This is a genomic window from Burkholderia sp. BCC1996, assembly GCF_905339955.1.
Lineage (GTDB): Bacteria > Pseudomonadota > Gammaproteobacteria > Burkholderiales > Burkholderiaceae > Burkholderia.
Genome location: NZ_CAJPHM010000013.1, coordinates 39208 through 62491 on the forward strand (window position 1 = coordinate 39208; position 23284 = coordinate 62491).

Annotated in this window: 21 protein-coding genes; 14 read left to right on the forward strand and 7 right to left on the reverse strand. The window is 61.6% G+C overall.

The features are described 5' to 3' along the window. Positions 1–248: 248 nt before the first annotated feature. On the reverse strand, positions 249–1397 hold the full coding sequence (locus U4Z64_RS19815) for a hypothetical protein (protein WP_321820754.1): 1149 nt from the start codon (positions 1395–1397) through the stop codon (positions 249–251). Positions 1398–2228: 831 nt separating this feature from the next. Between U4Z64_RS19815 and U4Z64_RS19820 the strand changes: the two genes are divergently transcribed. The 13 genes from U4Z64_RS19820 to U4Z64_RS19880 all read left to right on the forward strand — a co-directional run bounded on the left by U4Z64_RS19820 (position 2229) and on the right by U4Z64_RS19880 (position 17223). Next, positions 2229–2726, forward strand: a complete 498-nt coding sequence (locus U4Z64_RS19820) for a DotD/TraH family lipoprotein (protein ID WP_321820755.1) — start codon at positions 2229–2231, stop codon at positions 2724–2726. Then, positions 2710–3549 carry a type IV secretory system conjugative DNA transfer family protein gene (locus U4Z64_RS19825; protein WP_321820756.1) on the forward strand — a complete coding sequence of 280 codons (840 nt, stop codon included), beginning with the start codon at positions 2710–2712 and terminating at the stop codon, positions 3547–3549. The genes U4Z64_RS19820 and U4Z64_RS19825 overlap by 17 nt, the downstream gene beginning before the upstream one ends. A gap of 19 nt (positions 3550–3568) precedes the next feature. Beyond that, positions 3569–4819, forward strand: coding sequence for an ATPase, T2SS/T4P/T4SS family (locus tag U4Z64_RS19830; protein WP_321820757.1), 1251 nt, complete (start codon positions 3569–3571; stop codon positions 4817–4819). Then, positions 4816–5100 carry an IcmT/TraK family protein gene (icmT, locus tag U4Z64_RS19835; RefSeq protein ID WP_321820758.1) on the forward strand — a complete coding sequence of 95 codons (285 nt, stop codon included), beginning with the start codon at positions 4816–4818 and terminating at the stop codon, positions 5098–5100. Before U4Z64_RS19830 ends, icmT begins: the two co-directional genes overlap by 4 nt. A 40-nt stretch (positions 5101–5140) precedes the next feature. Then, positions 5141–5938, forward strand: a complete 798-nt coding sequence (locus U4Z64_RS19840; RefSeq protein ID WP_321820759.1) for a toxin co-regulated pilus biosynthesis Q family protein — start codon at positions 5141–5143, stop codon at positions 5936–5938. A 70-nt stretch (positions 5939–6008) separates the two neighbouring features. Further along, positions 6009–7874: a hypothetical protein gene (locus tag U4Z64_RS19845; RefSeq protein ID WP_321820760.1), complete on the forward strand. Its 1866-nt coding sequence runs from the start codon at positions 6009–6011 to the stop codon at positions 7872–7874. 70 nt (positions 7875–7944) lie between these two features. Continuing rightward, on the forward strand, positions 7945–9336 hold the full coding sequence (locus U4Z64_RS19850) for a hypothetical protein (protein ID WP_321820761.1): 1392 nt from the start codon (positions 7945–7947) through the stop codon (positions 9334–9336). A gap of 20 nt (positions 9337–9356) precedes the next feature. Next, positions 9357–10256 (forward strand): hypothetical protein, encoded by a 900-nt coding sequence (locus U4Z64_RS19855; RefSeq protein ID WP_321820762.1) that lies wholly within the window; start codon positions 9357–9359, stop codon positions 10254–10256. Positions 10257–10307: 51 nt separating this feature from the next. Next, positions 10308–12200: a GspE/PulE family protein gene (locus tag U4Z64_RS19860; protein ID WP_321820763.1), complete on the forward strand. Its 1893-nt coding sequence runs from the start codon at positions 10308–10310 to the stop codon at positions 12198–12200. 16 nt (positions 12201–12216) lie between these two features. Beyond that, entirely contained in the window at positions 12217–13407 is a 1191-nt protein-coding gene (locus U4Z64_RS19865) for a hypothetical protein (RefSeq protein WP_321820764.1), read from the forward strand. Positions 13408–13779: 372 nt separating this feature from the next. Next, entirely contained in the window at positions 13780–14406 is a 627-nt protein-coding gene (locus U4Z64_RS19870) for a type 4 pilus major pilin (protein WP_321820765.1), read from the forward strand. Positions 14407–14560: 154 nt separating this feature from the next. Continuing rightward, positions 14561–15610 (forward strand): ATPase, T2SS/T4P/T4SS family, encoded by a 1050-nt coding sequence (locus tag U4Z64_RS19875; RefSeq protein WP_321820766.1) that lies wholly within the window; start codon positions 14561–14563, stop codon positions 15608–15610. Then, positions 15607–17223: a hypothetical protein gene (locus U4Z64_RS19880; protein ID WP_321820767.1), complete on the forward strand. Its 1617-nt coding sequence runs from the start codon at positions 15607–15609 to the stop codon at positions 17221–17223. Before U4Z64_RS19875 ends, U4Z64_RS19880 begins: the two co-directional genes overlap by 4 nt. Positions 17224–18161: 938 nt before the next feature. Here the strand turns inward: U4Z64_RS19880 and U4Z64_RS19885 are convergent. From U4Z64_RS19885 to U4Z64_RS19910, 6 genes are all read right to left on the reverse strand, one after another. Beyond that, positions 18162–19223, reverse strand: coding sequence for a CAP domain-containing protein (locus tag U4Z64_RS19885; RefSeq protein WP_321820933.1), 1062 nt, complete (start codon positions 19221–19223; stop codon positions 18162–18164). A 223-nt stretch (positions 19224–19446) separates the two neighbouring features. Next, complete coding sequence (locus tag U4Z64_RS19890; RefSeq protein WP_321820768.1) at positions 19447–19812, reverse strand: hypothetical protein; 366 nt, start codon at positions 19810–19812, stop codon at positions 19447–19449. An 84-nt stretch (positions 19813–19896) separates the two neighbouring features. Further along, the gene (locus tag U4Z64_RS19895) at positions 19897–20235 is read right to left on the reverse strand and encodes a hypothetical protein (protein WP_321820769.1); all 339 of its coding nucleotides are present in this window, start codon (positions 20233–20235) and stop codon (positions 19897–19899) included. Next, positions 20232–20699, reverse strand: coding sequence for a hypothetical protein (locus tag U4Z64_RS19900; protein ID WP_321820770.1), 468 nt, complete (start codon positions 20697–20699; stop codon positions 20232–20234). Before U4Z64_RS19900 ends, U4Z64_RS19895 begins: the two co-directional genes overlap by 4 nt. Before the next feature lie 124 nt (positions 20700–20823). Then, positions 20824–21465, reverse strand: a complete 642-nt coding sequence (locus tag U4Z64_RS19905) for a hypothetical protein (protein WP_321820771.1) — start codon at positions 21463–21465, stop codon at positions 20824–20826. Between the two features lie 93 nt (positions 21466–21558). Continuing rightward, positions 21559–22212: a hypothetical protein gene (locus tag U4Z64_RS19910; protein WP_321820772.1), complete on the reverse strand. Its 654-nt coding sequence runs from the start codon at positions 22210–22212 to the stop codon at positions 21559–21561. Positions 22213–22676: 464 nt separating this feature from the next. Here U4Z64_RS19910 and U4Z64_RS19915 point away from each other — a divergent pair, with 464 nt between their 5' ends. Next, positions 22677–23213: a hypothetical protein gene (locus U4Z64_RS19915; protein ID WP_321820773.1), complete on the forward strand. Its 537-nt coding sequence runs from the start codon at positions 22677–22679 to the stop codon at positions 23211–23213. Positions 23214–23284: the final 71 nt, after the last annotated feature.

The window sequence follows — 23284 nt, forward strand, 5'->3', positions numbered from 1 at the left end:
GTGGCCGGCGGCGGCCGAGATGTAAGACCCGCCCCGCGGAGTCGATTGCGCTGATCCCGCACAAATTACAAAGTCATTCGGATTGCTTTCATCGAGGTCTTCGAAATGCGCCCCACAAGGAGCGACTTCGCCACGGATATTGCGCCTTCAAATTACCTACGGCGTAGGCAATCCGTAATAGGTTAACTTCGAGGGACATTGCGGCTGACGGCGGCCAGCCGCGCGAATCGCCATCGCAATCACCAGCCTCAACCCCCTGTCCCCTCCTCTCCGGAGCCCAAATCTTGCTCCCCCAATCCCTGACCACCGAGCCGTCCGTCAACGCGGCTGCTCCAGTTGGACGCCCAACTACCATCATGTTCGCCAGCTGATTCGGCACTCTGCTCTGATGCGCTCTGAACTGGGTCTGCCGCTGCCGCCTCCTTATAGGCTGCATGCGCATAGCGGCGCTTGCCATAGTTGCGCTGGGTTGTGCGGGTTGACCGGTGACCCATGAGACGGGAAACCTCGGTGAGCGGCTTGATCGCCTTCGAGTTGGAGGCGAACTGCCCTCGGGCTGTGTAGAGGCTGATGCGCTTGGATCCATTCCAGAGAATTTCACAAGCACGCCGCAGCGCGAGCCTGCTCTGCTCGTAGATATCTGCGAACGGGATCCCCTTGCTCCGCAGCTCATCGATGGAGCTGAGGTGCGCCTTGATCCACATCAGATCGCTTGGCTCGATCTCGACGATCCGGATCCATTGTGGCAACGGTTCGGCCAGGTCCACGTGTGCAGTCAGAATCGCATCCCACTCAGCAGACAAAATGCTGGCAGGGGGTTCGCCCTTGCGTTTCCCGGTGATGACCGCGAGCCGTCGGTCGTCGATCAACCGCGCATGCTCCCATTCAGCCGGCCGCAGGCCGGTCGCCAGTCCTGCGAGCAGCCAGTGGGCTGCTCGCAGTGGCCAAGCATGCGCGGAGATGCGGCGGTTGTTCAGGTGGCGCACGAGCATGCTGAGGTCGTCCTCGCTGAAATTGCGACGGCGGTTGCTCGACGTTCGGTGCGGCAGGTTCGGGTTGGGAGCGACCTGATGGCGCATGAGCGCCTTGAGCGCCAGTTGCACGCCGGCGTGTCGATCCCCCGGGAGAGTTTTCAGCAGGATCTCGAGATGATGACGCAGCGCGGCGCGATAGAGCCGCCAGGTGTTGGGACGCAGGGTGGGCGATGCCTCGAGGAGGTCGTTCACGACGTCGAGGTTGCTCACGGTGGCGGGCAGTTCCGGATCGCGTGAACGACGCGCCTCGGCTTCTCTATATAGACGCGTGACGATCTTGAAGTACTGGTCCTCGGTGGATTTGTTATGCCCCCCGGTGGATGGTGCCTCCTGGAGCGTCGTGTCTTCGTGCAAGGATTCCATGCGATTTGATTCCATCAGAAGGATCCCCTTCGGCGCTGGTGAGCGTGGCGGAGTGTGTTCGCCGCGGCCCTGATCCCTGCTGGGCCCATTACTGGTGCCGAAGTGGTTCCCGTTAACACTGCATTGCAGGCGGATCTGATTCATTCGCGCGCGTGTTTCCTGCGGGCGTTACTGGATCATGTGGGCTCGATCGCGGGGCCAAGGAATCAAATGTGCTCCCTGGCTCCTTGTTCCAACGGGCTGGCATTCCACCTGTCACGGTGTTCGTCATGCGCATCGTGCGCGTCGCCCGCCGATCGTTTGCACGTGCAATCGATGGTTGCCGCCCGGCAATTCTTACCCCTCCTTGCGCGGCTTCCGGACCCGCATTCTTTGCGGCGCAACTTCGATTCAGCGTCCGGTCGCGCACGCGATCGCAGCAGGAACCCCCAGCCGTGACGAGCAGGCTGTCGTGCCCACCCGATCATTCTAACGTTTTTTATTGCACCGTTAACGTTGTGCAACGTATTGATGCGCGCACGTTATCCACTCGAAGGTGGTCGTTACCGTCAATTGCACCAGTAACACGCTAACAAGCGGATTAAACGCGACAAATCGGCGCTGCTGAAGACCGCTGCGCGAAGTTGCACGCAACGTAACTCATGTTTCTGTACTTTTACGCACAATATATTCTTGAGACTAAAAATTCATTGTGTTACCTTTTGCCCCAAAGGTCCTCGCAGATGTGTTGCGCCGACAGCGTGGGTTGAATGAATCCCGATGACAGCGGATACCGCAGCAGTCATCTGGCCGAGGGCGTCGATTTGGAAGTGCATTCATGAGGATGCGGTCGTGGATATCGGACCCTATTTCCAGAAATGGCGCATGGCGCCCGTTGCGCGAAGAGCGATCACAGCCTCGGCTTTGGTCGGGTCGCTGCTGGTCGTCTGCGGGTTGGAGGGATGTGCCAATCCACCCGTGCCTAAACAGCCGGGCGATCCGGTAGTCGATGCGGCACTCGAGGGCGCCTATAAGAACGTGGCCGGCTTCCCCGGGTACAGCGCGGGTCCGGAAGAAAAGATTCCGCCGCCGGAATTGTCGGGCGACACGATCACCGTTGTCTGGCAGGGAGACGCCGATGCGCTCTTGCGCAAGGTGGCAGTGGCGCGTGGAATGGAATTCAAGGTCTACGGTCCGTATCCGCGTCTGGCGCTGCCTGTCTTCATCAACATGACGTCGGTGCCGTTTGCGGAGTTCATGACCGATGTGGGACACCAATTCGGGCAGCGCGCCGACCTGGTGCTGACCGACAACCAAATCCAGATCGTCTATCGTGGACCGGCTCAATAACCGGCGGGTGCACGCGTCCCTCCTGAAAACGCTGCCGTCGGCCGCGTTCGTCGCCGCATCGGTCGCGTTCGGGTTGGCGGTGTGCGCATGGCCGGTTGCCTCGCACGCCGAGGACAGCTTGCCGGCACTGCTTAACGTGTCGCCAACCTCGGTGCAAAGCGATTCGATTCCGCTCATACGCCGCATCGAGTTGCAGGGCGCGGCCCAGGCGGTCGGCGCGCAGGCGGGTCTGGCGGATCGCTCGAAGGAGATCCTTGCGGATCTCAAGTACCGCGAACATGACCTCGACCAGAAATGGCGCTTCACCGATTTGCTCTTCGCGAACGGCGTGCTGCCGCCCGTCATCACCACGATTCGTGACTCGGCCGACGTGGCCGCTCGTGTGATGACGGTTCAGGGCGTGCAGTACCGGATCGAGGAGCCAGCGCGTTTTGTCAGTGTCCCGCCGACGTGGCGGGACTGGCTGTTCACCGGTTTGACGGGCGGTGCCCCAGAGGTCTCGCAGTACGAGGGGTCGCTGCCGCGCGACGAGAAAGAGCGCGTGTACTGGAAGGAGCAACTGTCGACGGCGTATTCCGCCGGTCGTGCTCAGGCTGACGCGATTTTCCAGGCGAACCTCGCGCGTCTCGCGCGAGCTTATGAGGGCATGCGGCGGTTCTACCAGTTACATGCGCAGGGCATGGTGTCGCTGCCGGAGATCGCTTCGGCCACCGATTCGGTGGTGGAAGATCCGAACTCGGTGGTGATTGGACAAACGGTTTTCCGCATCACGGCGGACTCCAAGTTCACGGGAGCGTCGTCATGGAAACCGCTGGCGCAGTAATCGTCGCGAAAGGAAAAGCATGAGCGCCACCACACCACTTCCGATGACTTTCAGCCGTCCGGATCCGATGTCCCTCTCCTCGGATTTTGTAAAGTCCGAGCTGGACACCTTACTGACCTCTTACTGGGAAAACAAGGTATCGGACATCACGCTTCAGTCAGGCGAACCGGTCTGGATCGAGTACAAGCGCCAGCTTTACCCGGGCACCAACCGGTACCTGGACGACTTCGAAGTCATGCGTGCGCTGGTATTCATGTACGGCCCGACAGCTGAAGGCGTGCTGGGCACGGGCGTCGATCTGAACGTTGCGTACGAGATTTATCGTCAGCGCGGACAGTCGTATCGCTTCCGTCTCAATGCGGTGAAGTCGCGTATCGGCGATATCGGCAATGGCTTGTCAATCACGCTGCGCACGATTCCGCACAACCCGCCGAAGATCGAAACGCTGAATCTCCCGGTGGAGATCCTGGACAACCTCTTCCAGCGCTACGGGATGGTGCTGATCGTCGGCACGACCGGCTCGGGCAAGACGACTCTGCTTGCCTCGCACGTTCGCTACCGGATCGAAGTGCGTTGCGCATTCGAGAAGATCAAGATCCTCGAGTACGGCGAGCCGATCGAGTTTACATATGGCGGGCTCGGTGATGGCTCGATGCCGGCACCGTCACAGGTGGAAATTGGCCCGGGCCAGCACCTGCGCGATTTCTCGATGGCGACACCGAACGCAATGCGCCGCGCGTCCAAGGTGATCATCGTCGGAGAAATGCGCGACGCTGATTCCATGGAAGAAGGGATGCAGATGGCGCAAACGGGGCACGCCGTCTACGCCACGATGCACGTCGACACCCCAGCCGAGGCATTCGACCGCGTGCTCTCTTATTACCAGGGGCGTGAGGCAGGCGCGGCGAACAAGATGATGTCGAACTTGCGCATGATCGTGGCGCAAAAGCTGGCTGTCACCTCGGACGGTGAGGTCAAGGCGTACCGCTCGTGGCTCGTGCTCAATCGCGAGTTGCGCATCGAGATGAGCCGGATCCCTTACTACGAATGGGCCGGCCGTGTGCGCGAACTGTGCCGAGCGAACGGATCGGATTTCGAAACTCAGGCGGCGCCGGATGTGCTATCCGGCACGCTGTCCTTCGACGGCTTCAAGGAAGTGACCGGTATGGCGCATGCCGAGGCCGAGCGCTTCATGGACGCCTATCGCAAGCGTGCGCAATCGCAGAATTCGTCGAACGATCCGTTGCGCGACGGGAAGGAGGCAGCATGAGCTGGGCAGCCGCGGCGGGTACGACCAAGCTGGGCCCCTTCCCCGCATATCTGGTTTTCGGCCCGCTCCTGCTTTTCTTGACGCACATCCGGTGGTGGACCTTCGTCGTCATGCTCATCGCAATCGCGACGCTGTGGTTCCTGCACGGTCGCGGCAAGACCCTGATGTGGATGATTCGCCGTTACCTCTCGAAGCTTCGCGGGCACCGCCTTGAAGCGCGTCCGCTGTATTTCCGCAACCGCCTTCGTATCCGCATCAGTGCGGACGATCTTTCCTATTGAAGTGGGGACCACCATGTCTGCACGAGCACCCCTCCATGCGATGACCGCGAAACTGGCTCCGGCCGCGTTGACGGCCTGTGCTGCGCTCGCGTGCGCAGTGATGGCGCTGCCGGCTCGCGCCGGCTTCATCGATCAACGCTCGAAGGCGCCGGTCCTCGTCGCCAGCGCGAATCCGTCCGCAGACCCGAGCGTCGCGGCCGCAACGGTGGCACCGGGGGCTCTTGCTGGTGCTCCGGCGGTCGACTTGCCGACTGGCGGGGTTTGGGCACAAACGACACGCGGCTTCGGGCGAGATGAATCGGTGTTCGACGCGCTGACCGCGTTGCTACCGAAGGGCTACCGCCTGTCGTATGACATGGCTTTACCTGCCAAGACAGTCTCGTGGGAAGGCGGCGACCGACGGGCAGACGTGATCCGCAACGTGCTGCGTCAGGCTGGATACGGCGCGCACCTCGAAGACAGGGATCTGGTTGTCGACGCCCCGGCAGCATCGGGGCCGGCTCCGGCGGGCACGGACTCGACCGGTTCAGGTGTGGGGGCCGCCGCCGGCGCCGCCAGCGCGGGCAATCCCAGCACGTGGGTGGCAAGCGAGGCGGACGGCAACTTGCGTGTGGCGATGGAGCGCTGGGCCGCGCAAGCGAAGTGGAAGGTGGTCTGGGACTACGGCCAGGATCTCCCGCTGGCGGCCAGTGATTCAGCGACGGGCGACTTCAAGGACGCCGTGCGGCAGCTCCTGTCGTCGACCGACATGATGGATACGCCGCTCAAGCCCTGCTTCTACTCGAACAACGTGGTGCGCGTCGCGCCGGTGACTGTCAAGTGCGATCCGAACCAGTAACCGCCGCGTGATTGGAGCGCGAACTACCTCGCGAACCCGAACCCAACCTGATTCCGAAGAGGTAACAGCCATGCCCCGTACCACGAATGATCTTTCTAGCCGGCCGCACTATCAGCGCAGTGTGCTGAGCGCGCTGCGTCTGCGCCCGGTTGCGGCCGCGGTCACAATGGCCGTGATGGTCGCGCAACTCGCCGGCTGTGTCTCGCCGGACCTGATCAAGACGACGACGGGCGGGCACGACAATGCACGCGCAGAGGCTGACGCTCAGCGCGCGACGCTGCTGAATGCACTCGATCGCAGCGCACAAGCGCGCTTGAAGGAACAAGACGTCAACAAGCCGTACCTTGTCGGCAAGCCGGTGCCGCTCGCGCGCGAGGTGACCCTGCCCCTGGCACTGCGCTCGGGCGCGAAGATCGCTGCGATGTGGAGGCCAGGCCGTGTGTCACTTACGACGGCGGCCGAACGTATCACGCTGGCGACAGGCATCCCGGTCAAGATCGAGCCGGACGTCTATATGGATGCCAGCTCTCTGCTGCCAAAGAGCCAGGCGTTGTCGGCGACCGCCCAGGGCTCGGTGCCGGGTTCGGGTAACGCCGTGCCGGTCACGGGTACGGCGGGCGCCCCGCTGCCATCGCCGCTCGTGGGAAGCGGTGGCGCCGGCAGCCTCCGTCAGGCGATGCCTCGGCCGGGCTTTTCCAGCTCGAGCATGGGCGTCGATACCCCTGCGAGCTTCGAGTTCGATCCTGTCGACCCGCTCACCGCACGGAATCCAACAGCAGCAGGCTGGTGCGATCTGATTGCAACTCGCCTCGGCATCAACTGGGAATACGACGACGCGCACGGCGTGATTCGCTTCTACAGGATGGTGACAAAGACGTGGCAGTTGCCGGTCAGCCCGGCGGCGACCAGCTATACGACCGCCTTCCAGGTCCAGCACCAGACCACGAACTCGAACGCGCTGCAGGCACAAAGCAGCGACGCCGCACCGGTGAAGTCCGAAGCGCAAGGCAGCAACGAGCTGGAGTCGATCAAGAATTCGATCGAGACGGTCATGACCGCTTCGGGTAGCGTCGCGGTCAACAATGCCACCGGCACGATCACGCTGACCGATACCAAGCCGTCGGTGGAGGCAGCAGACAAGATCATCCACACGCAGGTGTCGATCCTCTCGCGTCTCGTGCTCCTGAAATTCCGTACGGTTCAAGTGACGACGACGGACGACGGGGAAGGTGGCATCGACTGGAACGCCGTGCTCACGCGCGCGCTTCAGCACATCCCGTCATTCAGCCTGGCTGCGATCTCGCCGGCGTCGCTGGTGTCGAGCAATGCCGGCTCGATTGGGCTGAACATCCTGTCGGGTTCGCTGAACGGTACGCAAGCCATTATCCAGGCGCTCAGCGAGATCGGTCGCGTGCAGACATCGACGGAGCTGCCGTTGTCGACACGCAACCGCCACCCGATCTTTTACAACGTGCGCAGCGAGTTTTCATACGTGTCGGCCACCACGCCGGCAACGGCGACGGCCGGCGGCACGGGCGGCATCCCGGGCATCACGACCTCGCAAGATCAGGTCGGCACGAAGCTCATGATCTATCCGAACGCGACATCGCGTGACGACGTGGTGCTGACTGTCTCACTGGACAACTCGGAGCTGACAAGCCTGCAGACCTTCACTTCCGGGTCGGGCTCCAACCAGCAGATGGTGCAGCTCCCCAACGTGAACGGCGAAGGATCGACGCAAGAAGTGCCGATCCATAGCGGCCAGACCTTGGTGCTGACTGGTTTCGATCGTGTCGCAGATCAGTACGACCGTCGAGCTATGGGCGCTGGGCTGCCGATTCTGACCGGCGGCTCGCTGACGTCAAAACGTGTACGCACGACGACGGTCGTTCTGGTGACTGTGTCGGTCGTCGACTCGAGCACGCCGACGATCTGAGGCCGCCCACCTATTCCGTCCGACCACGCCATACCGAACCTGACATGGATCATCGAATCGAGGCGCGCCCATGATTGTCGAACACAACGGCACAACGCTGGCCTTCGGGCTGCGCTGGCAGCCGATCATTGGTGGCGATGCGACGCCGGCCCAGAAAGCCCGAGAGATGGGTTCGAAGTGGTTCTACGCCGATTCGGCCGGCGAGTACGTGGGTGGGCTGCTGCCCGCTCCCGGTGCCCTGCCGAAAAAGGTGCCGAAGTTGTATTGTGGCGCGGCGGCAGTCGCGCACTCGTATCAGAACCATGACAACGTGCTGGCAATTCTGGCGCTACCGGATACGCTCGAGACGGCTGACCCGCAGTATCTCGTGGTTGGCCTGCAGAACCGCAAGCCGAAGGCCGGGTTCGATCGCGAACCGGTTGGCGAGGACGAGCTGCATGAGGTGGTGACCCAGTTTATGGAAATCTTCCGCGAGGAAGGTTTCGTGCTGGTCGGTGACGCCCCGCTGCCAGGCATCGAGCGGTTGACCCTTGACGAAGTCGCTGCAGCGGCGGATGACAGTTGCCTGATGCAGCGCGGTGGGAAGCGAATTCGCCCGGCGTCGATCCTGATGTTCCTGCTGCTTGGCGGCGCCGTGGTGGGTGGAGCCTACTTCTACCATAGCTACCGGCTACAGCAGCTTGCGGCCGACCAGGCCCGCGAGCAGAAGTCGCCGGACCAGCTGTATCAGGAGGCAATGGAGGCGGCCCGCGCGCTACCTGTCGTGCAGGTGACTGATCTGGATGACTGGTATGACTGGAGCGTGTCGCTGCCACGTCAAGTTGGCGGCTGGTACTTCCAAAAGAACGATTGCACAGTGCAATCGGCAGGAGGTCTTCCAGTTACAGCGCCGGGTGCTGCACCGGGCATGCCGACACCTGTCGCAACTACGGCGGCCGGAAGCTTGCTGTCATGCACGCTGTCTTTCGCGCGTGGTCCCTTTGCTCTCGCGACCAACCGTTCATTCATCGAGGCTGCGCCGGCCGACTGGCCGCGGCCGAGCATTGTGTTCGCACCGAGCGGCAAGGGCATCTCGGTGACACTCACCAGACCGGTGAGCACGCGCCTGATGTCGACGGTGCTCAATGCACTTCCGTCACAACGCACGGTCGACATCGACTTCCGCTCACAAGCCCAGCAACTCGACCGTGTGATGGCTGGCAACGGCGTGGCGCTCGGTGATTACCAGGTGTTCGGTCTGCCGACCGGTGTGTCGCCGGGCGATCTGTCGTCCCCGATCTTTGCGGCACCGTGGAAGGCGGCGGGGCCCGCACGCAATATCGGTGCGATCCGACTCTTCCCGCCATACCTGTCCGTCGAGCATGTGGTGCTCAGCTACGGCGAGCAGGGTGCGCAGCACATGCTCAATACCTCGCTCGGCTCGATCGAGGTTTCCGGTCAACTTTTCGCGAAGCGGTCCTAGTTCTGGGACGAGGGGGCAAGATGGAATCCACTCAGATGATCAATAAATACGCCCGTAAGGCCGTGGCTCTACGCGGCCACGTCGGCGCTGCGCCGGCGAATGTGTCGCAGTGCGATATGTTCAGTATGCGTAGTCATTCGCGCATGCGCCGTCGCGCTGCGATGGCGGCTGTCGCAATGATTGTCGCTGCAATGGCGAGCGGCAATTCTTCCGCCGCAACGAATACACCGTCGGCAGCTGCGTCCGGACCGATCACCACGCCGGCCGCGGCTGCGCTGGCGGCTTCGTCCGCAGCGGCCGTCACTCAGCCGGCGACAGCTGGTAGTGCGGCGGGCGCATCGGTGCTCTTGCGGCAGATGCTGAACGTCGACGACCAGCTCGCGCTCAAGAAACTCCGCGACCAACTCAACGGCGATGCCGGTGGTGGTGGTGGCGGTGGCGGTGGCGGTGGCAGCGGCGGTGGCGCCGCCGCGGCGGCCTCCGCAACGTCCCAACCGGACGCCGCGCGCGCCGCGGCCGCTGCGGCCGCCGCAGAACGACGGTCGCACATGCACCCGCCGTTCCTCAGCGCGGTGTATGGCGCGGAATTTGGTGGCGTCAATCACTATCGTGCCGTCATCAACTGGGACGACGTCGAGACGACGATCTCGGTGGGTGTGAGGCTTCGCGGCTACACGGTGACAAGCATCACGCCGCGCGGCGCGACGCTGTCGGCTGGCAAGAAGAAACATCTGTTCGCACCGTTCCAGCAGATCACGGCCGATGATGTACCGGCCGAACTCAACGCCCCGGTCGCTCGGGTGGTCACGCCGAGCAGTGGTATGGCCTACGGCACCGCCAGTAGCGACAACAGCGCGGTGCGCACGGCGCTTACACCGATCGTGAACACGTCACTGATGCACCCGGTGGGTGGAATGTGATGCGGAGAAAAGTTCCGCGAGGCGCGGGGCAAGTCGAACGAGAGTGATTCCATGGGTCTCTTTTCGCGGTTCCTCAAGGGTAAGCCGATGAAGGCTACGGCAACTCGACCGGCTGGCCAGTCCGGTGGTCAGCCGGTGGCTGCGGCACGTGCGCGAGCGACAACGCCGGGAACTGCCGCATCCGCATCGAGTGCAGGCGGTGGTATCGCGCGGCCGGCAGAACGGGCTGCGGCCACGATCATGGACGTGGCCGAGCTACCTTTCTTCCGCGAGAAGCTCTATGACGAAATCGGCGTGCGTCACAGCCTGCGCCATGAGATTTGCCCGGTGCAGCTGCAGGGGGGTGCCGAACACGACAAGGTCAAGGTGTTCGCGTTGATCGTGGTAGAGCATCTCGTGAATTCGGACGTCGCGGAGGAAATTGCGCGGCTCCTGAAAGAGAAAGGCTTCACCGCGAGCACGCCGCTCTTCTACCCTGCTTCGACCCAAGTGCTGGTGGAACTGGCTCGCGACGCTGTGATGGAGAACCATCCGCAAAACAAGGCAGCCATGATGGGGCTGTCGCTCAAGGATCGCAGCGCTTTGTGGCAGCAGTTCTGTGCAGCCGTGAGCTTCGCGATGGAAAACCAGGCGTCGGACATTCACATCGAGATCGAGACTGCGTCGCCCAAGTCGCAGATCCTCTTTCGCGTCGATGGTCGTCTCACACGGCCGAGAGAATTCAATCTCAAGTCATCCACGCTCACCGACATGGTGGCGTACCTGTACAACATGCATGGGAAGTCCGGTTCGGACAACGGCTTCAACATGAACATGGGCCAGGCCTGCCGGATATCCGAGCGGATCAATGGCCGGCAAGTGTTGTTCCGCTGGGCCTCGAATCAAACAAGCAAGGGCTGCAAAGTAGTCATGCGGATGCTGTATCAGGACAGCATCCAGACGATTCGTACGCTCATCGAGTTGGGCTACCTGCCTGACCAGATCGACATGTGGAACGAGGCGATCGCGCGTCTGGGTGGCGGTACGGTGATTTCCGGCGTGGTGGGTTCCGGCAAATCGACCACTATCCAGACGGTCATGACGATGCTGCCGGACTGGATGGCACGTTATACGGTCGAGGACCCGGTCGAATACGACATTCCTGGTGCAGCCCAGTTTTCGGTGTCGCGTGGCCTATCCGAAGAAGGCCGTGACCCGTTCATCGTTGCCAAACGACAGCTCAAGCGGATGGACCCCGATGCGGTGCTGGTCGGCGAAATCCGGGACAAGGAATCAGCAGGCCTGTTCCGCGACATCGCGGAATCCGGTCACCGGGCCTTTGCCACGGTCCATGCGCCATCGGCGATCGACATCATCACGCTGCGTCTCGTTTCCGACGAACTCGGTATTCCGCGCGACGTGATTGCGACGCCCGGATTCCTGAACCTGCTCATCTACCAGGCGCTGCTACCGGTCACGTGCACGAACCCGGATTGTCGCCTGTGCGCTCGCGACGCAATCACGCGCGGCGTGGTCACGCGCGAGTATATCGACAACGTCAAGCGCCTGTTCGACATCGACCCGGAGAAGATGTTTTTCCGGAACCCCGATGGCTGCCATTTGTGCCGTCGCGAAGGCCTGCCCGAGCTGAACGGCGCGCGCGGCCGCACGGTGATCGCAGAGATGATCGAGCTGGACTCGACGATGCTGAGCTATGCCCGCGACCCGACCAAGAACCTCGAACTCAAATGTTACGTGCGCAGCCTGAATCGCGCGCGTTACGACGAACCGTCAACGCGCGGCAAAACCGTGCTCGAGGTCGCTATGTACAAGGTGAGCATCGGCATGATCGATCCGCGGGAAGTCGAAGCGAAGTTCGGGTCGTTCCAGCAATACGAGCGTGAGCGTGCAATCACGGGCAAGGAGGCCGAAGCCCGTCGCCTGCACGTGGTGAATGCAGGCTAAGTACGGAGGATCAAGCATGGGTTTCTCTCTGGACATGTTCCAGCGCGCACGCTCGAAGGTGTCGGATCTCGATTCGCAGGCAGGCAAAAGCGTGCTGAAAAAGCTTGATGCGAAGCTGGGTGACAAGCTGTTCTGGGCCAAGCTGCGCTTCAAGAGCGAACGCGGCAACTTCTATCTCGACCTGGCCGAGAGCATGCGCCGCATGCCGGGACGTACGACGAGCGACTTCCTCGAGAAGTACGCACAACGCTACGCCAAGATGCCAATGGGCAAACTCGCTGCTCACTGGCTCGAACGGTTTGCCCATACGGGTTATTTCTATGAGGCGATCCGTGATTCGGTGCCACCTGAGGACATCACCGTGCTCTCGGTGTCGGAGAAGAACGGCGACCTGAGAGCCGGGCTCGAATCGCTCGGCAAGGGTATTCAGGGGATGGCCGCGTGCCGCAAGACGGTGAACGGTGCATTGGCCTCGGCGGTCTTCCTCGTTCTGGTGATGCACCTGTTCCTGGCCATTCAGGCGTGGATGGTGCTGCCCAAGCTCGAGGACGCGGTGAAGGCGAACATTGATCCGCGCGACATGGGCACGGTGGCTACGGTGTTCTTCACGAGTGGCGATGTGATCCGGGCTGACTGGTGGATGTGGGTCGCGTTCGTGGGCATCGTCGCGGGATGGGTGATCTGGTCGCTGCCGCGCTACACCGGGCGCGTCCGCGCATGGCTCGACAAGCACGTGCTGTTCTATCAAATCTACCGCGACTTCAATAGCGCTCAGTTTTTCGTGTCGCTCGGTTCGGTCACCAAGCTGATCGGCTCACAGATCATGCAAGTGAGTGACGCGCTGAAGCGAATGCGCACGAATGCGACACCGTGGCTCAAGTGGCATATCGACGCGATCCTGGCCAACATGGAACTGAAGCCGAACAGCCGGGGTGAGGTTTTCGATACGGGCCTCACCAATCGTTCGATGTACTACCGGATTCTGGATATCGGTGAGTACGCGCAGACCTCGGAAATGCTCGCAGTGGTGGGCGAGTTGATCCTCGAGAAGGCGCCGCTGGAAATCAAGCAACGCGCGACCTTGATGCGCTACGGAATCATGGTCGTGACCATCGTGCTGATGATGGCGATTTATGGGGGCACGATCCTGATCATCGAGGACTTCAAGGAACAGGTGCAGATGAAGACGCTGAGGATGGGCCACTGAGTTTTAGGTTGCACCACTCGCGCGGATGCCGCGCCGGTGTTCTCACATTTAGTTCCCATCCGACAATTGCTTGCAACATATTCACTGTGATGCAAATACGGTGTAAAAAGAACCGATGAGGATGTCGGTTCATTGGATTGGAAGCCGGAACGACGTGTCTCGGCATCAGATCCGGACCGGATGTCTGACGGAAATGAGGTCAGGCATCGACAAGCAGTAGGGGTAGTAGCGATCAGCAAAAGCGGGTTCGTGAAGTTCGGGTCGGCGGCTGACGGGGTGTAGGTCGGGATGTCAAGCAGACGTGTGACTTTTTATTTGGCCTGCGGCACGTAGCCAATCGTTGCCAACCGGCCATTTTTCAGGGAGATCAGCATGACCCGCTTCAATCAAGCAGTGGAAAAAATCGGCGCAACCGAGACCGAGATTCAGGAATCGGCGATGACCGTCCTGCAGCGCCGTATCCACGGCGCCCTCGCCCGTCGCCGTGCGCAGGCGCAACGCGGCTTCGACATGGTCCAGCTCGGCCTCGTGCTCGTGATCATCGCGATCGCGCTGGTCGGCATCATCGTGGCCTACAACCGCAACTCGACGGCGACGCAATCGCAACAGCTCAGCTCGGATCTCATGACGCTGATCGGCAACGTCAAGGCCTCCTACGCGAACCAGTACGGCAACGTCTCGAACGCCAACCTGTCGTCGGGCTCGTTCTTCAACAACCTGTCGTCGCTGAACAACAGCGGTGGCACGGTGACGACGAGCCTCGGTGGAGGCACGCTGACGGTTACCCCGGGCACCATCAACGTGGCCAACGACAGCGTCAAGTACGCCTTGACGAACCTGCCGGATGCGTCGTGCCTGCCGCTCGTGACGGCGCTCTCGCAGACGGCCGCCACGGTGTCGATCGGCGCGAACGTGGTGAAGACCGCGACGACTTCGGTCAACCCGGCCAAGATCACCTGCTCGGGCAACGCCAACACCCTCTCGTTCCAGGTGTTCTAAGCGTCTGAACGCGTGAACCGCGCGGGAGATCGGGTCAGTCTCGGCTGCTCCGTCTCCCGCGCTCTGGTTGGCCGCTTCAAAGACGCTTTCTGCGCGAAGTGCCTTTGAGAGGGTCTACCACCAGGTAGCGAGCTGATATCGAGCCAAGTGAAACATGGACATTCGGGTCAAGAGCGAATCGATTGCTGAAGCGCGAGCATTCTCGGACTGGCGCCTGTATGACGCCGATCCGGAAGAGACCTGCGCACTTCCGAATCAGGAGCAGGCTGGCAAGGGCACTCTCGCGCCAGAAGTCGCGCGCGAGGGCGTGCGTCCGGACATGGATCGCCCGTGGCAGGAATACGGGGTGCTCTCGATGAACTTGCGTCGTTTTGCGGACACGCTGCGCGAACACTGCAAGGAAGAGTCGCAGCACAATCCGTTCGCCGCCTTTCTGCTCGATATTCAAGACGAGTCGTCTGGCCACCGCGCGATCCGCTATCGCGCCCAGGCGATGGGCGGATTCTATGCCCTCAAGCACATCCCGCTTCGGCCAATTCCGCTCGATAAACTGCACGGCATCAATGTCGCAGCGAAGAAGCTTGCGCTCTCGAGCAAGCTGCGGACGGACGGTGGGTTGCTGCTGTGCGTCGGCGACACCGGCGCAGGGAAATCGACCGGTGCGAATGCCGTTGTCCGTGAGCGTCTGCTCAAATACGGCGGTTACTGTCTGACGCTGGCGGATCCGCTCGAGACGCCGCTAGGTGACGATGGTGGACATCGCGTCGGTACAAACGGCTACGTCGACGAGGTCGACGTGCGGTCGATCGGTTTCACGGCGGCGCTCGAACATGCGCTGCGTGCGTTTCCGATCGGCGCGCCGGGGATGCTGTACTACGGAGAGGTGCGCTCCAACAGCAATTCGGTAGACCTGCTTAACATTGCATGTGACGGCCATGAAGTGATCACGACAGTGCACGGTATGACGCCTGATGCAGCCGTCACGCGCCTGATTGCGACCGCAACGCGTGCGGGCCTGGCGCCCGAGATCGCGCGCGAGCAGATCGCGCAGTCCCTGCGCGGCGTGCTGTTCCACAGCTACGCCTATGGCTCGTGGCAGATCCGCGCTTATGAGGCGTCCGATCGCATCCTCCAAGGTATTCGTGACGGCTCGCCTGCCCCGTTCCGGGTCGCGGCAGCCCAGCAATCAGGGATGGCAGCATGAACACGCCCACGCATGGAAACGAGACGGCCGCGGCTGCGAGCGCCCTGACGCCGGCGCCGAGCACGACGCGGACCAAGCGCGTAAAGCGGTGTCTGAATGGCCTGCTCGCGCAGCTTCATCTCGCGTACCGGCACGAGGTGCGCGCTGCGCAGGTTCGAGCACATCTCATCGGGTGCTGGCAACCGCAATCGCAACGCGTCCCGCCGCTTGCATTGAAAGCGGCGAAGCTTCGCCTTCAGCGGGGCTTCTCGATGCTGGAGTTCGGCATCGTGCTGGTGCTGTCCACGATCCTGCTCATGTCGCAGATTTCTCAGGTGAGCCGTACGGCGAACATCTCGCTGGCGACGGCCACGGGCCAGTACGTGGCTGAGTTGCAGGCGGGTGTGAACCTGTACGTTCAGAACTTCTTTGCGCAGCTGTCGACGAACCAGCCCGTCGTGTTCACGCCGCAGGGCGGTGGCGCAAGCTACACGGTGGCGAATCCGACCAAACCGACGCTCGCGGACTTGAAAGGCGTCCACGTCCTGGATTCCGCCCTGTCGGCCACCTCGCCGTCCGGCTTGACGTTCACGAATTCACTGACCGTGGATCCGGCAACTTGCCCCGGGGTCAACTGCGTGATTCAAGGCCTCACGTATTCGAACCAGGCGCTGCTCGACAAGGGAACCGGCAAGCCGCGCATCGACTGGCTTGGACAGGCTGTTGTCACGGCAGGCCAGGATGCCGGCATGTCGTTCCCGTCGACTCCCGGCACGTTGACCGGCCGCAGCGCAAGCTGGTCGACCGCGAACCCGCTGGGTAATGTTGCGGGCGTCCTTGCGATTCGCACAGGAGATCTCTCGGGACTCGATGCCCTGCTCGCGCAGTTCTACAAGCTCGACGGTAGCCGGGCGCTGACGGGCACGATGAACGCGAACAGCCAGAGCATTCACAACGTGAATGACCTGACGACAAACACGATCGAGGTCGCCGGACTCGCGACGATGGGTAGTGCCAATGTCAATGGCAATGTCAATGCGCAGCAATTCACGCTCCCGGGTGGTGGAACGTTTCAGGCGGATCAAGGTGGCAGTCTCGAACTTGGTGGCAACAACGGAACCACTGGCGGTGGTTGGCCCTATATCGATTTCCACTTCGGGGGCCAAGGCGTTCAGGATTTCAATGCTCGCATCATCAACGACCAGAGCAATCACTTGTCCATCAAGGCTGCGAACGGGCAAGCGTCGCTTGGAGTGGAGGGAACGATTCAGGCGGGAAATGTCGTGGTCCCCGGAACATGGTGCCCAACAAACGGTTTGATCGGCGCCAATAGCGATGGCTCGGGACAAATTCTGTCGTGCCAGTCCGGTACGTGGTTGCCGATTGGGGGCCGTTGGCTCCAGATGTACAAATTCACGGTTCAGCATGGTTGGTGGATTCCGCAGCCCGCGTGTTCGGGCGGTGGAGTTCCTCAAATTCTCGTCTACCCAGCCAATTTTGTGGTGAACGACACGGCCACTGTCAATGTCGGTGCGTGGGCCAGCGGTAATGCGTGGGTGACCTACATCGTCGACGGAAGCGGGAATCCGATTTGGAGTGCTACGGCGTCCGCGTCAACGTACTGCACCTACTGAAGGAAGGTGGAAAATGAAGACCATTCGTGGAACGTTCGTGCTTCTGGCACTTGTCGCATGTTGCAGATCCGCCTCTGCAACGCCCGTCGTATGCTCATGGGGATATCAGGATTCGACGTGCTTGACCCCGCAGCAACACAGCCCTACGCCGCCGCCGGCCTGCCAAAGTGGGCCTGGATGGACCACCATCTCCTCAGCGGTCTGGCAGGGCTCACACTGGAGCCAGCCTGCCTGCAATTACCAAGCGCCGCCCTCGTGTCCGGGGGGCTATCAGCAAACGAGTGCGCCTTGGTGGAATGGATCAGGCTGGGTTGGCCTTGGCTGTACGTTGCCGCCTCCCCCGCAGGCAACACTGTCCGATCAGCTGCAGGCTTGCGCCACCGTAGCGGCAGCCTATGGAAAGTTTCTGACGCCGTCGGCGTTTGTCGGCCCGCAGTCCGAGACAACGAATCAAGTTGCCAACGACATTAACTCGCAGCCGCCTCCACGCATCTGTGAAGCCCCGGGTTCTGGCTTTGGCGGTGCGGCTCACGGGGATTGGCCACCGTCCAACGGACCATACGATGTCTACAAATTCGGTTTCGGCACCCTCGTAGAGCCCGACTTCGGTAATCCCGACGCCGGTTACGTTTATGGCGTGAGCACCCAATTGTTTGCCTGCATGCTGAACCCAGGCACGACACAGGTTGTTGGATTCATACTATCCCAATCTCAAAACGCAACAGGAGGGCCCTGCGGCGGCGGCCATTAACCTGATGGTGCGAGCGCAGTTATCCGCGGGATCACGTACGCTAACCACGAGTGTGCCTCGTGATGCGCGGCTCACGTAACGTCGCGTCTTTTGAGCCGACGACAAATCATCTTCCAGATAGAAAAACCCCACGTCCGAGACGTGGGGTTTTCAGGATTGGGAACGCCTGCTTTGCAGGCTCTTCGCTTCACCCGACGATGTTTCCTGTCGTGAAAGTGAAGCTCCGTGAGAATGCAACGCCGTTGACGGTCCCGGTCAAGCTGACCGCATATTGCGTGTTCGGCAGGAGCGCGGCGGCCGGGTAAGCCACTGCTTCGTACGGTTGCACGATCTTGTTGGTGTCGTTTGCGGAGGTGAGCAACTGAAGGTTGATCACATTACCCGACCCATCGGTCATCGTGCCCGATTGGAGAACGATGGCATCAGTCGGATTGCCCATCACGACAACCGGCGTTCCCCAACCGGAACCCGAAACATTCGGCGCAGTTGGCGTTTCTCCGACCGACTTGTAGGGGACTCCACTCACCCCTTGGCAGGGGAAAGTAATTGGCCCATTGGAAATCGGCTGCGTCTGCGTGCTCAGCAGGCTCATGGAGCCCCAAGCATTCGTGAACGCGGTTCCGTTCGAATTCGTCTGCGTCTCGAACTCACCGATACCTACCGTATTCACCGGGTACATGACGGCACCCGAATGGTATACCCCGGCAATCAACGAATAGACGAATTGTTGCCCGGCCTGTGCCGGCGTGAAACCGCTCGTCAGCGTCGCAAACCCAGCACCAACCCCCCAGCCCTTTGCCGAAGACGGAAAACCGACGGCGACGGCACGGTCCAGGTACGTGACACCGGTAAAGCCCGCGCTTCCGGCAACCTCGTCGTCCGACAGCGCACCGTTGAGCCCTTCGTACTTCGCATGATTCTGTGCCGCCGTGTCGAGAACCGTGTTCTCCTGCAGAGCAGGAAAGCCGCATTGCGTCCGATACTGATTCAGCAGGTTGAGAGATGCGAGTTGCGCGCTCGTGTTTGCATACTGCGGCGAGGGCAACGTACCAGTCACCGTGGTCGGTGTCGTCGGCGTGGTCGACGAAGCGCCAGTCGGCGCGCCGGCCGATGGTGTCGTGGAACCCGACGAGGAACTGGTGGACGCACTGCCGTCACCACCACCGCCGCACGCAGCGAGAGCGATCGCCGCAGCTGCCGCGGCAAGTGCCAACAACCAACGGGATTGCTTTGCATTCTGGTTTTGCATAATGTCCACCCTGAGGGCCCCCATCGAAGATGATGCGTTTTCGCACCGTTGGCTTATCTTCTCAAGATTGACGGGGGGCATGCAACATGACCTCCATGAAGATTATCTGATGCGCCGCCGCGATCCTGATTTTATGGACCATGCCAGAATGAATAAGGCCGGCGGGAAGCCGGCCTTGAATTACTGTCGCGCCCTTGGCAAACGTGGGGGTTCAGCTCTTCTGTTAGCAGATGGATGCTGGCGCAACCGTTGCTGACCGGACAGGAGCTGCCGATGCTGCGAGCGCGGCATCGAGCACCTCGCGCAAGCGAGCGGCCCCCTTCTCTTTCACGATTCGTGCGACCACGCTTCGCCCCGCAACCACGTAGTCGCCCAGTGCTGCATTGACGGTGCGCGGCGCGATGCCTGCCAGAGACTTGCCACTCTCACGATGCGTGACGGCGGGCGCCTGGCGCGCGAGGCGCGTTACGACAAAGCGATAACGCACGTCGTCGATCGTGTAGGTGAAGGTCGCCAGCTGCTCAGCGGGCAGGCGCCGGCGGCCGAGGTCGTCGGCGACCAAAAAATTTCGGTTGAAGGTAATCGGCATGATGGGCTCCGTTGTAGGCTCGCTGTTACCCGGGTTTGGTTGCCATTTATGGGATGTGGACCGCTTCGATCAACAGCAACGCGATCATTTCGCGGCCCCGGGCTGCGTGCCGGCCACGAGGGACCGGCTTGCCGCGTCGAGCACGATGCGCACCTCGTCGTGAAGATGCCGGACATCGTCGCGGCCCGCTGCGGTATCTCCAGTGTGGTGGGTGTGCTGGCGATAACGGTTGAGCGCGATCGCCCCGGACTCGACCATGGTGTCCGTGGGCGTGAACAGCGGCTCAGTCTCTTCCTGATGGCCGCTTTTCCCACGCCGCAGTCCCCATAGGAGGGAACGCTTGCCGCGCGTGTAGATGCACGTCTCGCAGATCCACAAGGTGGAAGCAAAAAGCCAGAAGTAGTCCATGAGGCCATGCATCATGACGCTCCTGTTGATTTGTCTGCGGCGCTGTCCAATGACGCATGCGCAGCACGCACCAGCGCATACAGATGTTTCTCGAGTTCCGCTCCGAAGCCTTCGATCGATTCGCTCGTCGCGACACCCAGACGCGTGAGCAGGGATCGAACCTTGACGAGGCAGTCGACACCGATCTCGACACCTGCGACTTCGAGGCCGCGGCACGCACCCATTTGCTCTTTCCGGTTCGCGATTCGCTCGCGATCGCTGTTCGTCAGCGTGCGCACGATGTCGCGCTCAAGGCGCGCAACGCGGGCGGCATCGAGCACCGCTTCAAGCATGCGATCTAAGGGCGACTTCGTACCGGCTGGATCGTCCGGCCAGCGCTCTTGCCCAGTGAGCGTCACATAGACCTCGGCCAGCACCGGGCTGATGCGCTGAATCAGCCCGTCGAGATCAAGACGTTGCGGTTGCTGAGAATCGCTCATGGTGCTCCGGTGTTGGCTCGAGGGTGGTCCAGTCGCCTCCTCGGCCACCCGGAGTAATTTTCGTGGATGACCACCTAGAGGCTCCGCCTGATCGGGCTGACTTGCTTTGTCTCCCGACGTTGTTTCAGCTACCACTGAGACGCGCATTGCCTCGCATCTTCCAGACATGCGCGGCCGATGCGGATCGACCGTTTTCATCAGCAGCCGAGCCCTGGTCTAGCGAGATGGTGCCTTCGTGGATGGAATCGGACTGATGCGGCGACAGGTCCAAGGGTGCTCGTCCCGAATACGCCTGGTCGGGCGAGTCCTGCGGCAAGCTCGAGGAAACCTGATGCGATACCGTGACCGGTTGAAACGTGCGTGCGCGCATCAGGCCCTCAAGATGCTCACGCGCAATGTGGGGCAGATCGGGCCTTGCCTCATCTGCGCGCGCAGCGGCGATAGACGCGAAGTGCGTCATCTCGCCGACATGCTGGATAATTTCCTCGACAGACCGATAGACCGGATGACGAGTCTGATCGGCCTGCTCCAGGAAGACCTGAAACTCGACCAACTCCTTGCGCACGCTGTTCAGGTAGCGCAGATGGCGTTTGCGCAAGTCTCGAGTCATATAGGTCGGCCGCCGTAGCGCCGCGCGAACGACCAGGATCGCCAGGGCAATAACCAAAGCACCGCTGGCGAGACCGACGGCAAAGCACACCATGCCCGGCGCCCCGCCGGGTTCGTGCAGCCACGCAAGGCTCAAGAGCCCCGGCAGGTTGCTCACGGACCGGCTGCTGAGAGACCCGCTATCGAAGAGCATGGACGACTCCTTCGGTCAGGACGAGTTGAGATTGAGCGATAAACCTGAGGTCGCTGTTCAGGCCGCGGCGCTGTCGGTCTCGTCATCCTTCTCGGTGCTGCTGGTGGCGTTGCCGGAGCCGTTGCTGCCCGTGCCAAAACCCGACGCCGGCGTGAGACGCGCGCCGCTGTAGGCCGGCGCGCTCGCCAGCGAGGAGGACACCGAGGGAAGCGCAGGCGAGTGGGAGGAAGTCAACGACGACGCGGCCGCCGGCGGCTCGCCTTCGGAACCGACGCGCGCGCCATCACGCTCAACTGCGGCAACTGCGCGTGCCGCTTCGCGGCAGGTGACCGCGGCCATGAGACGCGCGCCGCGCATGACTTCGAGGTCGCCATATTCGCAGCCGACGGAGGTGACCGACTTCGGGCCCAAGATCAGCAGGCTCTCGATATCGACCTTGTTCTTGCCCCGCGAATCGTCGTTTTCGATGATCGTGCCGTCGCTGATCAGCTTGCCGGCACGGATGTAGCCGCGCACGATCAGCGTGGCGCCGGCCGCGACAGCGACCGTTCCGTCACCGACGTCGATGGTCCCGTCGTAGATGCCTTCGATCAGGACGCCCTCGCCGGCGTTGTTCTTGTGGACACCCTGGACCTCGGAGGACTTGCTGATGACGGAGATGATGTTTTCCTGCTGGAGATTGATGTCGAGCTTGTTGTCGGCGTAGGACATGGTGCGAACTCCTGGTGTTTGAGATAGCGGGTAGTCGGATACACAGCGCGACGGGGCGACAACGGGTTGGGACCGCTCCCGGGAGTGGATGGATTTACCGGGCCCCGTTTATGCAACATATCTCAACACGTAATGCGCACGCAACACATCATCAAGAGTCATACGATAAAAAATGTGAATACGGAGCGCACAAAGACGGGGCGGGAGCCTTTCGGAGAGGGAATTCGAGTGAAGTGCTTGCTGAGTTGCGCATCATATTGTGATTTATTCCCAGCCGGTACGTTTTGTTGCGAATTCGGCTCGCGTCGTGCCACGTAATAGTGCTAAAGTGTCGTGGGAGTCTCGGTGAACGTTTATCGGACAACGGGGATTCGACCAAACATATTGAATTTGCCGGTGCGGCTTATTTTGCAGATCCTTGCTTTGTTGCAGGAATGTTCAACTGACCATCCAGGGCGAGTGTCATGGCAACCACGAAGGATTCGGCCATCAACAAGGACTTCATCAAGTACATCCCGGTCGAGGCGATCACGGAGTACCTCGATATGAACCCGGGGGCGAAGCGCAGCGACCTCGCGGCCAATGTGCAGGAACTGGCTGGCCGCGACAGTTCGACCTTGTGGCGGTACCTCGACCACCTGAAGAAGATGAACATCATCCAGTCGGAAGGGGCACTGAAGGGTACGCGCTACTACCTGAGCGTGCCACGCCACGCCCAAGCGACGATCGCCAAGGCGGTGGCCGATATCGTGCGGGTCGGCCGCACGTATGCCCTCGAAGCGCTTGGGGCCTATCGCAACTACGCATATGCAGCTGTCGAGCGCGCGCTCGGAGACCTGTCGCACGAGAATCTCGGCAAGTACGGCCTGCGTCCGGATGAGTTCGAGGACTATCTCGAGCGAGTGAAGGCCGCGCAGGTGATGCGCCGCGATCCGTTGAGCACGGAGGGACACGGCGAAGCGGCGCAGGAAACGGCATACCACGCGCTGGCGCCGCACTGACGGCGCGCTTGTTCGCTCCCGCCCTCGGTCTCTCGAGCTTTCGCTGATTCAGGGCGCGCTACCACGATCCA